Source organism: Solitalea agri (genome assembly GCF_023914155.1).
GTDB lineage: Bacteria > Bacteroidota > Bacteroidia > Sphingobacteriales > Sphingobacteriaceae > Solitalea > Solitalea agri.
The window spans coordinates 203,029-215,495 of the sequence record NZ_JAMWYS010000003.1 but is presented as its reverse complement, the minus strand read 5'-3'; the positions used below and the strand labels follow the sequence as shown (position 1 = coordinate 215,495).

General features: G+C 36.5%; 9 protein-coding genes and 1 tRNA gene. 7 read left to right on the top strand and 3 right to left on the bottom strand.

From position 1 onward, the window contains the following. Positions 1-61: 61 nt before the first annotated feature. Together NF867_RS01345 and NF867_RS01340 are read left to right on the top strand one after the other, a co-directional pair. On the top strand, positions 62-2,353 hold the full coding sequence (locus NF867_RS01345) for a patatin-like phospholipase family protein (RefSeq protein ID WP_252585737.1): 2,292 nt from the start codon (positions 62-64) through the stop codon (positions 2,351-2,353). Then, positions 2,350-2,877, top strand: coding sequence for a hypothetical protein (locus NF867_RS01340; RefSeq protein ID WP_252585736.1), 528 nt, complete (start codon positions 2,350-2,352; stop codon positions 2,875-2,877). The genes NF867_RS01345 and NF867_RS01340 overlap by 4 nt, the downstream gene beginning before the upstream one ends. Here NF867_RS01340 and tamL read toward each other — a convergent pair. Beyond that, positions 2,874-5,240 (bottom strand): translocation and assembly module lipoprotein TamL, encoded by a 2,367-nt coding sequence (tamL, locus tag NF867_RS01335; protein WP_465269303.1) that lies wholly within the window; start codon positions 5,238-5,240, stop codon positions 2,874-2,876. The genes NF867_RS01340 and tamL overlap by 4 nt on opposite strands. On the opposite strand from tamL, the gene NF867_RS01330 reads away from it, so the two are divergent. From NF867_RS01330 to NF867_RS01320, 3 genes are all read left to right on the top strand, one after another. Further along, positions 5,231-5,992 (top strand): TrmH family RNA methyltransferase, encoded by a 762-nt coding sequence (locus tag NF867_RS01330; RefSeq protein ID WP_252585734.1) that lies wholly within the window; start codon positions 5,231-5,233, stop codon positions 5,990-5,992. The two genes, tamL and NF867_RS01330, sit on opposite strands and share 10 nt — an antisense overlap. A 135-nt stretch (positions 5,993-6,127) precedes the next feature. Then, positions 6,128-6,198: transfer RNA gene (locus NF867_RS01325), tRNA-Cys, on the top strand. Positions 6,199-6,292: 94 nt separating this feature from the next. Next, entirely contained in the window at positions 6,293-6,472 is a 180-nt protein-coding gene (locus NF867_RS01320) for a spore protein (protein ID WP_252585733.1), read from the top strand. Between the two features lie 144 nt (positions 6,473-6,616). Here NF867_RS01320 and NF867_RS01315 read toward each other — a convergent pair whose 3' ends face one another. Beyond that, on the bottom strand, positions 6,617-7,648 hold the full coding sequence (locus tag NF867_RS01315) for a quinone-dependent dihydroorotate dehydrogenase (RefSeq protein WP_252585732.1): 1,032 nt from the start codon (positions 7,646-7,648) through the stop codon (positions 6,617-6,619). A 121-nt stretch (positions 7,649-7,769) separates the two neighbouring features. Here NF867_RS01315 and NF867_RS01310 point away from each other — a divergent pair, with 121 nt between their 5' ends. Beyond that, a complete protein-coding gene (locus NF867_RS01310; RefSeq protein WP_252585731.1) occupies positions 7,770-9,692 on the top strand; it encodes an ABC-F family ATP-binding cassette domain-containing protein in 1,923 nt (640 codons plus the stop codon). Positions 9,693-10,071: 379 nt separating this feature from the next. Here NF867_RS01310 and NF867_RS01305 read toward each other — a convergent pair whose 3' ends face one another. Beyond that, complete coding sequence (locus tag NF867_RS01305; RefSeq protein ID WP_252585730.1) at positions 10,072-10,644, bottom strand: Crp/Fnr family transcriptional regulator; 573 nt, start codon at positions 10,642-10,644, stop codon at positions 10,072-10,074. 201 nt (positions 10,645-10,845) lie between these two features. Here NF867_RS01305 and NF867_RS01300 point away from each other — a divergent pair, with 201 nt between their 5' ends. Then, on the top strand, positions 10,846-12,402 hold the full coding sequence (locus NF867_RS01300) for an alkaline phosphatase D family protein (RefSeq protein WP_252585729.1): 1,557 nt from the start codon (positions 10,846-10,848) through the stop codon (positions 12,400-12,402). The last annotated feature ends 65 nt before the right edge of the window (positions 12,403-12,467 follow it).

Here is a 12,467-nt window from a genome sequence, read left to right as displayed (position 1 = left end):
TTTTCTTGATATTCATACTTTGCAATCATAAACATATAGCATTTTAGAGCGTTACTTTTTGATGAAGCATTACCTTTTACTTTTTTTATTCCTGATCAGTTCAACAGTTTTCGGCCAAAAAGTGGGTTTGGTTTTAAGTGGTGGAGGTGCAAAAGGCTTGGCTCATATTGGTTTGCTAAAAGCGCTGGAAGAGAATAACATACCAATAGATTACGTCGCCGGAACATCCATGGGGGGAATTGTAGCTGCCATGTATGCTGCCGGTTATACACCATCACAAATTGAACGTGTTGCAACCAGTCCTTATTTTCAAAACTGGGTAAACGGTCGCTTAAAAAGTGATTACAAACTTTTCTACCAAAACAAACCCGACAATGCTTCATTTATTACCGCTCGTATTGCGGTTGATACAGCCTTCCAGATTAAGTTACAGGCTAACCTGATCAATGATGTTCCCTTGAATTTTGCCCTGCTTGAATTATTTTCACAGGCTTCGGCTAGTGCAAAGTATGATTTCGATAGTTTATTTGTTCCGTTCAGGTGCGTTGTTTCTGATATACTCTCACAAGAACCCATTATTCTGAAAAAGGGGAATCTAACGGATGCTGTTAGAGGAACCATGAGTGTGCCTTTCGTTTACCGTCCGATTAAAATTGATAATAAATATGTTTTCGATGGAGGAGTTTACAATAACTTTCCGGTTGATGTGATGAAGGAAGATTTTAATCCTGATGTTTTGATTGGTTGTAATGTTTCTTCCAAAATTTATAATGATTATCCTAAAGAAATTGATGAGCGATTAATGTCGCGATTCGCTGTTTTTTTGTTCCTTTCCAAGTCCGACTCTACACAAATTGGCCAAAACGGGGTTTATATTCAACCCGAACTTAAAGAATTTAGTGTTACAAATTTTGAGCCTGTTGAAGCCTTAATCCAGCGTGGTTATGATGCAGCAATGAAAAATATGTCTGTAATAAAGGCACGAGTTTTACGAAGAACCACTCCGGAAGAGCTGAAGACAAGAAGGACTGGTTTTCTGAATAAAAACAAAATAGTATCTATTCAGGATGTAATGATTTCGGGAGTAAAAAGCCAGCAACGACGTTATATTAAAGATGTATTGGGTAAAGATGGGAGGGAGATGAGTATGGGAGATTTAAAAAAAGGCTATTATAAATTAATGGCCGACGATGTGTTCGAATCGGTTTATCCTCGAATAGAACACGATTCAACAAAGAATACCTATAACTTTAATCTGAATATTAAACCCGATAGAAATTTCAAAATAGATTTTGGTGGAAATTTATCTACCCGACCCATCAGTAACATCTTTTTAGGTCTTCAGTATAATTTTGTAAACCGAGAAGCTTATACACTTTGCGCTAATTTTTATTCGGGCAGGTTTTATGAGTCAATGCAGTTAGGCTCCCGAATTGATATTGGTGGCATTGTACCGGCTTTTGTTGAATTTGACTATACCTATAATCATTGGAATTACTTCCGAAATTCAGAAATATTTGTAGAAGACCTGAATGCGGTTCCTTTGGATCAATCAGATAAAAAACTGGCCTTACGGCTTGGGTTTCCATACAAAGGCAATACCCGTTTAATAGTTGAAGGTTCATTGATCAGAAATTTTGATAAATATAGTCCGACAGAAGATTTTTCCTCATTAGATATTCTAGATCAAACTGAATTTGACGGCCAGAAAACTTCCTTCACTCTTGAGCGCAAAACTTTCAACAGGAAGCAATATCCTACCGAAGGATCATTGACATCATTGTCCGTTGCTTATATAAGTGGGCTTGAAGATTTTACGCCCGGCTCAGTGTCAACAGTGACAGCGGTAAATAATAAAGAAAGACAATGGCTATCCCTTAAAGCTGTATCTGAGCGCTACTTCAAATTAAGTAAACGATACACAATTGGTTATGCTTTGGAAGGGTTGTGGTCGAATCAGCCAAGCTTTACAACTTATCGGAGCTCATTGGTTGAACAGCCTGCTGCATATCTAATGCAAGACTCACATTCATTGTTTTTAGCCAATTTCAGAGCTTACAATTATCTCAACACCGGATTGAGAAATGTATTCACTTTTCGACGGAATCTTGATTTTAGGGTTGAGGTATATGGTTTTATCCCTTTCGATCAACTGCAGGAAGGGTTCAATCAGCAAGCGGTAGTTGCGGCCCCTGATCAGTATTTCAGATTGGCTGCTACAGCTGGGGCGGTATACAGAAGTTTTATAGGTCCGATCAGCTTAAGTGCTAATTATTATGATGACCCGCAAAAAAGATGGGGAGTTCTGTTACATTTGGGCTTTCTGTTATACAATAAAAAATCACTTGAATGAGATCGTCTTACCTGGTATTTTTCCTTTTCATATTGATAGCATCGTTGCAGGCTGTTTCAGCTCAAACAACCAAAATTAAAGAGATTGAAGATTTTAAATTGATTGAGGAAAGCGGCAAATTGAAAATTGTAGCGTTAACCACCAATAATGAGGAAATAGATGAAAAGGTGAACGGTAGTTTTATGTTTTCAATTAGCGGTATTGATGTGCCTTTGAATTTTAAAGATGGTGAAGCGACGGTAAAGCAACAATTCTCGGGTTCAACATTTGCTTATTTTCGATCAAGTAATCAATCCGTTAGCACTATAAAATTGTATTACCTTCAACAAATCAGTGATTACCACTGGCCTGTTAAAATCCCTATTTCTTTATTGCTTATTATTCCAATTGTGTTTTTTATAATAGGCTATTTTGTAAGGAAACTAATTTTTCTCTTCATAGGTATTTTATTAGCTTTCTTTTTGTTTAACAAGGGATTAAACCTAGGGAGTTACTTCGAAGTATTATGGAACTGGTTAATCTAGAAAGGAAAACCAATTCCAATATTATAATTCATAAACCTAAAACTAGGGTATTCATTTTTGAAATCTTTATCAAAGAATTTACCAATTACCCATCGGTTTTCTTTGAATTGAGGATCATGAAGTTTTAATCCTGCATCGAACCTGAATACCAGAAAACTTAGGTCTAAACGAAGTCCTAAACCTGTTCCTACGGCCAACTCTTTATAAAATCGGTTAAAACGAAACCTTCCTTGCGGATATAGATCATCGAAATAACTGGTGATGTTCCAAACGTTACCGGCATCTAAAAAGGTTGCTCCATCGAGTTTAAAGCCTATAAAGTTGCGGGTAATATTAAATCGGTATTCAACGTTAGCCTCAATTTTCATTTCACCAATTTGCTCCAATTGAATAGCTATACTATCGCTACTGTTTTGTGGCTTTATGTCGTTTCGGGGGAAAGAACCCGGCCCAACTTGTCGCGCGCGCCAGCCACGCAAACTATTTGCCCCACCGGTACCATATAACTTACCATAAGGCATTGTAGGGGTGTTTCCGTAGGCAAAGCCTGTTGCAATATTAAAACGAGTAACCAATTGACGCTTGTTAACCATTTTATAATACCGAATTTCCACCTCTGGCCGGGTATATTGATAAAACGGACGATCTAAAACGGTGTATTGTCCAAGTTTGTTTTTTTGAGCGTTGAATGCTTCATATCCCAGGTACATAAGGTTACCCGCTAGGTCAATGCTTCCTTTGAAATAAATAAAGTCGCCGCCAAAACGTACCCGGTAATCATTGTATAAATAGGTGTATTGACTGCTCAAAGAAAAATAAGACTCATAACGACTCAGCGCTGATCTATTACCCGATAAAATATAAGCTCTGGCCACCGCACTGTCCAAGGTTGAGTTTACTAGTGAAATATTTATCGGTGTATAATAATGGCTTTTTTGTAATGTTTCGCGCCACTCGTAATTTAAGTTGGTATAGGTGTTACCAGTGGTAAATAGTTCTTGCCTGCCTTCGTAGGTATATCCAAGAATTACTTTTGTTTTTGGAAGTGAGTATTTGCTAAGACTGATATTAAAAGGAGCCAATAAACGTGGGAACAGAATGCTGGCACTGGTCTCAAGAGTTTTTTCTCTGATTGCTGGCTGAGGAATTCCGTTAAAGCTCGTTGGTTGAAACTCCAAACCTCCTTTTAACCGGTATTCAAAAATTTCGCCCCCTCCAAAAAAGTTCTTATTCATAAAGCTAATACCCGCATTTCCACCCAAATAACTTCCACTTAAAGTTAACTCTCCTTCAATTGTTGCTGATAGCTTTTTAGCAGGCGTTAATTCGATATAGGTGTTTAGCTTAGTGCTATCCTGATCAACCGACCTGAACTCTGTTTTAATAAATTGGAAGAGATTTAAGTCACCTAATCGGGTATAGGTTTTTAAAAAGTCATCATTGTTATATAAAGCTCCTCTTTTAAAGAAGATCAGGTCCGAAAAACGCTGGGGTTTAAAGATGCCTTCCTTGTCTAAAAAGTATAAATCTTCACGGGCTTTAATGGTGTCTGCTTTTATTTCTTTTCTTCTGGCATTGGGCTTAATGGTTACATAGGTATCATTCATGGTAAATGCCTGATGATAATTGGAACCTTTAGGATTGTTGATAATCGTTATGATGTCTGTTTGGTGGCGATCCTTCTCATTTTTGGCGTTAATGCTGTCATTAAATAAGGTATCGGCTTTAAACTTTACATACGATTTTTCAAAGTCCTTGTAGCCATTTCTTTTAAACAGATTGTTGATGTTGCTAACTTCTCGTTCAAGTCGATAATAATCATAATATTCACCCGAATCAATTGGAGCTTTATATTTTTTACTGTACAAGCTCTTTAAGGCTGTATCAAGAATATTTAACTTGAAATTTCTGACAGTAAACCTGTTTCGCTCAATAGCGGTATAGGTTAGTTTAATTTTTTTCTTTCCTAAAGAATCAATTTTAAGGCTTACCACATTATTGAAATAGCCCTTATTCTGCAAAAATCGACTCATTTTTTGTGATGCCTGAATTGCTCTGGCACTATCGAGAATTGCTGGTTCTTGGCCTATTTTCTTTCTTTTGCTTTTGTATTTTCCGTCTTTGGTGTTAAATGTATTGTAAAGGCCTAAAGATATTTTTTTGCCAAGTAGTTTTGAGTTAGCTTTAGGAACAAATGATAGTGCATCTTCTTCAAGGTCTTTATCAACGCCACGTACTACAACTTTATCAATCAAAACTTCATTTTCCTTTAAATAGCGAGAAGGTTTACATCCCACCATTGTTAGTGAGATTAAAAATATAAGTATAGTTTTGTTTAAATTTTTAGATGTAAATGATTTCAAAGTCGCAATTGAGTTTTGTTAAATCACTTCATAATAAAAAATACCGCGATGAACACGGTTTATTTATTGTTGAAGGCGTTAAAATGGTGAATGAACTGTTCGAATCTTCCTATCGTATAAAATCTGTTTTTACGACTGAAAATTATCTAAAAAACCTTACAAATATAAATCGGATAGATAAAAAAACCGAAGTCAATGTGGTTTCGGAAACCGAACTGCAAAAGATAAGCTGTTTACACACTCCGAATGAGGTTTTAGCACTTGTCGAAGTGCCAAAAGATTTTAAAACCAACACTTGGAACAAGGATGATGTTGAAGGTAAATGGACAATTATGTTGGATGATGTGCAAGATCCGGGCAATATGGGGACGATCATTCGTATAGCTGATTGGTTTGGCATTAAAACGCTGATCACTTCTATAAATTCGGTGGAAGCCTACAATCCCAAAGTGATTCAATCAACAATGGGTTCAATTTTTAGGGTGAATGTATTAAGGGTGGATATTGAAGAAGTGATTAAGCAGGTTGAAGTGCCAATTTATGGGGCCTTACTGGAAGGAGAAGACCTTTATAAAGCAGAGTTTAATGAACCCGGAATTATTCTGATGGGCAATGAATCGAAAGGGGTTTCAGAGAAGATCAGGAAGTATATAACTGCTCCACTTTCGATCCCTTCTTTTGGCAAAGCAGAGTCGTTAAACGTTGGAATTGCCACAGCAATTTTTTGTTCAGAAATGCGTCGCAGGCAATAGAGGAGATCAAATTTCTTTACCGGCATAAAAATTAAATAAGAATAGTAGTTTGATAATCAGCAGGACATAAAATATTTAAAAAGAGTTCTTGGTAAACAGATATTAATTCTTAAATTTGCAACCTCGTTGAAAGAAGGTCGGATGGCCGAGTGGCTAGGCTGAGGTCTGCAAAACCTCCTACAGCGGTTCGAATCCGCTTCCGACCTCAACTTGTTAATCGATGTGGTGAATTGTTAATTTAATAATAGAAGTAAACCGCGATTAACATTAACCATTAACAATATTAACTTCAGGGAAATCATGGCAGTTACAAGATTAAAAAGAAAAGACAGAAAGAATAAAACTGTTTCGCGTTTAGAGGTTCAACATTTGAAATTAGCTACTAACATTGAATTAGGTAGCCGTTCAAGAGAAAAAGCGACAAGTCAGGTTGTTAAAAACCGTAATGTTATCGCTGAACTAGAAAAAGCTGCGAAATAATTTCTGCTTTAAAACAATACTTTAAATCCCGGTCAGTTTTTGATCGGGATTTTTTTGTTTTTATATTAATGTGGTCAAATTGTTTTATTGTTAAATTGTTAAAAGTAACAATCCAACAATAAAACAATTTATCAATTCAACAATTTATATCCCTTCTTCCAAAATCTTCTGATTGATCTCTTTCACTAATCCCGGGCCTTTGTAAATAAAACCGGTATAGATTTGAACCAGCGAAGCACCGGCTTTTAATTTTTCAATAGCGTCATCGCCACTGTGAATACCTCCAACACCAACAATTGGGAACGATTTATTTGACTTCTGCGACAGATAACGGATAACTTCCGTTGAACGATCTTTCACAGGTATACCGCTTAATCCCCCCATTTGTTTTACAAGCTCAGGGTTTGACCGTAAGCCATTACGCGAAATAGTAGTATTGGTAGCAATCACACCCGCAATTTTTGTATCCTGAACAATCTCAATTATATCGTCAAGCTGCTCATTGGTTAAATCAGGAGCAATTTTTAATAAGATCGGTTTTGATTTAACTTTTGCCTGGTTAAGTTGCTGTAAGCGGAAAAGGAGTTTTTTCAATGGCTCTTTATCCTGTAGATCGCGCAAACCGGGGGTGTTTGGCGAACTTACATTCACTACAAAATAATCAACATAATCAAAAAGCTTTTCGAAGCATTTAACAAAGTCTTCATCAGCTTCTTCGTTAGGAGTAACCTTGTTTTTGCCAATATTTCCGCCAATAATTAACGAACTGTTTTTACGGTTTTTTAATCGGATAACCATTTCGTCAACTCCTTCGTTATTGAAACCCATACGATTGATTAGGGCTTCATCCTCAACCAAGCGAAACATACGAGGTTTATCATTTCCTGGTTGACCCACCGGTGTAATGGTTCCAACTTCTATAAAGCCAAAACCAAAATTCTTGAGCTCTTCATACAGTTTGGCATCCTTATCAAATCCTGCAGCTAAACCAACCGGGTTCTTAAACTTTATCCCGAATACTTCACGTTCAAGTTTTTTGTCTTCTAAACAATAAACGCCTCTGATAACTGAGGATACTCCCGGAATTTTGTTGACAGTTTTGATCCAGTTAAATACTTTATGATGAATTACTTCCGGATCGTATTTGAAAAATATAGGCTTAATAAGATTATACATGGCGCAAATATAAGCACGGTAAGAGAATGAGCGAATAATTACAAGAGAGAATATGTTTTTTGGTTGCCAAAATTTCCAAAATTCCTGATTTTCAAATTGTATTGCCCTATCTTTGCGCCCGATGATTGCACTGAACGATATTACGTTTGAATTTGGAGCCAGAGCATTGTATGATGAAGCGAGCTGGCATATTAAACCGGGAGAGAAAATTGGATTGATTGGTGCCAACGGAACCGGTAAAACCACCTTGTTAAAATTGCTGGTAGGGGATTACAAACCAACAAGTGGAACCTTATCTAAATCCAAAGACCTTAAAATAGGTTATCTGAACCAGGATTTACTTTCTGTTCATTCTGACTTTAGCATTTTGCACGTGGCAATGGAGGCTTTTGAGCGCCAAAACCAATTACATGATGAAATTGAGATATTACTTAAAAAACTCGAAAACGATTATTCTGATGACTTGCTTCATAAGTTAAGTGATAAGCAGCACGAGTTTGAAAATCTCGATGGCTATAATATTCAGTATAAAGCTGAGCAAATTTTAGCTGGTTTAGGTTTCAGTGCTGAAGATTCAGTTCGACCATTGAAAGAATTTTCGGGAGGATGGCGTATGCGTGTAATGCTTGCCAAAATCCTTCTACAACAACCAGATCTGTTATTACTCGATGAGCCTACCAACCACATGGACTTACCATCTATTAAATGGTTGGAGAATTATTTGACAAGTTTTGAAGGAGCCTACATCATTGTTTCCCACGATCGATATTTCCTTGATCGAACTGTTCAAAAAATCGTTGAGTCTAAAGGAGGACAATTAATTCAATATGCCGGTAACTACAGTTTCTATCTTGAAGAAAAAGCGCTGCGTGAAGAAATTCAACGCGGTCAGTTTAAGAACCAGCAACAAAAAATAAAAGAGGAGGAACGTTTAATTGAACGTTTCAGGGCTAAAGCATCTAAAGCTAAAATGGCGCAATCACGTATTAAAGCTTTGGACAAAATGGAACGTGTTTCTGATGTTGACGATGATAATCCATCGGTTTCTTTCCGTTTCAGCTTTTCTCGTCCTTCAGGCAGAAGCGTTGTACAGTTAAGAAATATTTCAAAAGCATATCCGGGACTAGAGCTGCTTAAGAATACCGATGGAGATATTGAAAAAGGCGATAAAATTGCCTTGATTGGAGCCAACGGTAAAGGAAAATCAACCTTACTTCGCCTTGTGGCAGGAACCGATAAAGCGGAAGGTGAAATTAACAGGGGGCATAATGTTTTCCAATCATTTTTTGCTCAACATCAATTAGAATCGCTGCATTTGGAGAATACTATTCTTGAAGAGCTCCAGGCATTTGCTCCAACACGTACTGATACGGAACTACGCTCATTGCTGGGATGTTTCTTATTTACAGGTGATGATGTATTTAAAAAAATCAAGGTTTTATCAGGAGGTGAAAAATCAAGGGTAGCACTTGCCAAAACTTTAACTTCTGATGCCAACTTCCTGATTTTGGATGAGCCTACCAATCACTTGGATATTCAGTCGGTTAATATTCTTATTCAGGCGCTACAACAATATGAAGGAACATTTATTCTGGTTTCACACGATCGTTACCTGATCGAGAATGTGGCCAATAAAATATGGTTCATTGAAAACAAAGAAATAAAGGAATATCCGGGCATTTACCATGAATATGAAGAATGGCAGGATAAACGGTTGAAAGAGCAATCAAAAGCTCCACAAGAGCCGAAAAAACAAGTTGAACAACCTAAGGTTGAGAAGCAAGATAATCGTTCGGAGAGTAAAGAAAGATCAAAAGAGCTTAAAAAACTGAATCAGGAGCTTGAGCGATTGGAAAACTTAGTTTCGGATCTTGAAAACCAGAAAAAGAATTTTGAAGCTGAAATGGCCAAAGAAGAAGTGTTTTCTGATAGTAAAAAATTGAATGAGGTCAATGCTTCCTATGAGAAAGTAAAAGCCCAACTTTCTTCTGCTCAAAATGAGTGGGAAGTTATGGCTGAAAAAATAATGGAACTGGAAGCCTGATAATTTGCTCAATTGTCAGACTGAATAGACAAATAGCCCTTGATTAAAGCAAGGGCTATTTTGTCTTCATTAAAACAATAAAAAATCCCTGCCAGCCCAAGCCAACAGAGATTCCCAGCTAATCTACTCTTTTACGAGTTATATCAATGTTTTATTGATTCTACAATTGGAGTACCACCACCTTGTAATATGGAGCGGTGCTGTATCATTCGGTGAACTATAAAGATTAATAGAATGATGCAAATAAATAGAGCGGAATACTTGTTCAAAAATTTACGAAGTTGCCTCATATGCTCATTGTTGATGAGACAAAGTTATTGGCTATTAGATTTTTAATAAATGATTTAAGTCATTTATTGAGAATTGCTATTGCCTGATTTTAGATTTTTGCTCTGATACGGCTGAGCGTTTCAGGAGTGATGTTTAAGTAGGTAGCAATAAACTTTAGTGGGGTTCGCTGTATAATCTGAGGCTCATTTTCTAATAGATATTTATATTTTTCCTCAGGGGTTCCATAGTGTAAAATCATAATTCTCTGATATAATCGCTGAACATTCGATTGACTGATCATTCGACTTGCTCTTTCAATTTCTGGGAATTGATCCAATAACTCATGCCATCTTTGGTAAGATATTGTTAATATTTGTGATGGTTCAACGGTTTCAATGTATATATCACTAGGGGTTTCGTTAAAAAAACTTTCAGGATTACCAAAAGGGCCAGGTTCATAACAAATCCAAAGAGTAATTGCTCTATCAACCATATTAAAGCAGCCTCTTACTAAACCTTTGTTTAAAAAATAGAGTTGTTTTTCAACTTGTCCTTCAGACAATAAGACTGTTTTGGGTGGATATTCTTTGTATTCAGCCTCTTTAATTATAGCCTCCTTGGCTTCATCAGAAAGTGGGCTATAGCTAGAAAAGTATTCTTGTATTTTTTCGAAAGCATCCATAGATACAGATATTTTATGCTTAAGATACAAAATAGAATTTAAAGGGGTTTATTTTGATGGCTTTAACTATTTGTTAACAAAAATGCTTTATAATCTATAAATAACTAACAATAAGATAACTAAATTATAAATATTTAAAAACCTAAACTTAACATATAGAAGAGAAGTTTGCAATGTAAACCCAACGCAAATTTTTTGCTCATGAAACATCTATCTAAGCATTTACTAGTCTTTTTTTTGCTAGTATTCTTAACATCATTCACAAACAACTTTGCTCAAATAAAGCATATCTCTTATGTTGACTATCTTAAAAATCAGGGCTTTCAACTCAATGAAAATCTGGCTCCGTTTTATCATGGTGTAGCATCAGGTGATCCCATGTCTGATCGCGTAATTATTTGGACAAGGGTAACCCCTTCTCAAAATGAAGCTTCTAATGCCGATTGGAAACTGGCTTTTCCGGTAAATTGGAAAATTGCTACCGACACTGCTTTTTCACAGATTGTTAAGTCGGGTGATATAGCTACGGATGAGTTGAAGGATTTTACTGTTAAAGTGGATGTAACCGGATTATTGCCAAACACTACTTATTACTATCAGTTTGAGGCTTTTGGAAAAAAATCAATGATAGGTATAACTAAAACCTTAATGGATGATGATTCCCAAGAGCCTGTTAAATTGATATTTGTTGAGGGAAATAATTATTCAGCGGGCTATTTCAATACCTACAAACGTATTAATGAGTTAAAGAATGTTGATGCAGTGGTGATGCTTTCGGGATATATTAATGAAGGCGAAACTGCTGAAACATTGATCGATCGTCGGGAAATACCGGCAGCCGAACCCTCAAGTTTGAAAGATTTCAGATTTCGTTATGCTCAATATCATTTGGATAATAACCTGATGGAAACTCATGCTAAAGTGCCTTTTATCGCTATTTGGAAAGATCAATCACTAAAAGGAAGTAAGGAGCAAGCCGCTAACTGGGATAACAAACAAAAAGCGGCTGAGCAGGCTTTTCTAGAGTGGATGCCTGTGCGGGTAAAGAATGGAGAGCTTCATCGCTCATTTAGTTTTGGTAAGATGCTTGATTTAATACTAATGGATACCAATCCAACCGAGCAAGTTGGAATGGTGGCAAGTACTGAAATGGCTGTTGTTAAACCGGCTCCGTTTATTGAACAAATACATTACGATTGGCTAACCAAGCTGCTTAATAATTCGACCGCAAACTGGAAGATTTTAACAACCAGTAATCTTTTTGGCTCGATAAATAATGCAAGTTTAGATTCAGGTACCGGGAATGATATTGATCGATGGGATAATCATCCTGCCGAAAAAACGCAACTCTTAGAATTTATTAAAGCCTTTAGTTTGAAAAACGTGGTGGTGACAAACGGCGGTTTTAAAGCGGCATTAGCAAATGAAGTAGCTGTGAATAAAGCCGACTATAACCCGACTGCAGGAAAATATGCTCAGCTTGTGGAAATTACTTTACCGTCTGTAACTACTCCGAGTCAGATTGATCAAAACTCTTCTGCTGGTATCCAAACGGAAGTTCGCTGCCTTAATAAAACGTATAATCCTCAAATTAAAATGGCCAATTTTAAAGACCATGGGTTTGTGGAAATGAATATTTCATTGAAAAGAATCGATGTTAAATGGAATTTCATAAAAGATATCATTGTTGATAATCAGTCGAAGTTGAAGTCAACCGTTCAGTTAAGTATTCCAAACGGTAAGTCAACGTTCGAATAATAAAACCAATTACCAAACCTAAGTAAACCCGAAACCGTTGTCGTTTGATAGCGGTTTTTTTATTA

Bases quoted from the DNA above. Each gene is read 5' to 3' on its own strand.
- NF867_RS01345 (WP_252585737.1), top strand. From the start codon at position 62: ATGAAGCATTACCTTTTACTTTTTTTATTCCTGATCAGTTCAACAGTT.
- NF867_RS01340 (WP_252585736.1), top strand. From the start codon at position 2,350: ATGAGATCGTCTTACCTGGTATTTTTCCTTTTCATATTGATAGCATCG.
- NF867_RS01330 (WP_252585734.1), top strand. From the start codon at position 5,231: ATGATTTCAAAGTCGCAATTGAGTTTTGTTAAATCACTTCATAATAAA.
- NF867_RS01320 (WP_252585733.1), top strand. From the start codon at position 6,293: ATGGCAGTTACAAGATTAAAAAGAAAAGACAGAAAGAATAAAACTGTT.
- NF867_RS01315 (WP_252585732.1), bottom strand. From the start codon at position 7,648: ATGTATAATCTTATTAAGCCTATATTTTTCAAATACGATCCGGAAGTA.
- NF867_RS01310 (WP_252585731.1), top strand. From the start codon at position 7,770: ATGATTGCACTGAACGATATTACGTTTGAATTTGGAGCCAGAGCATTG.
- NF867_RS01305 (WP_252585730.1), bottom strand. From the start codon at position 10,644: ATGGATGCTTTCGAAAAAATACAAGAATACTTTTCTAGCTATAGCCCA.
- NF867_RS01300 (WP_252585729.1), top strand. From the start codon at position 10,846: ATGAAACATCTATCTAAGCATTTACTAGTCTTTTTTTTGCTAGTATTC.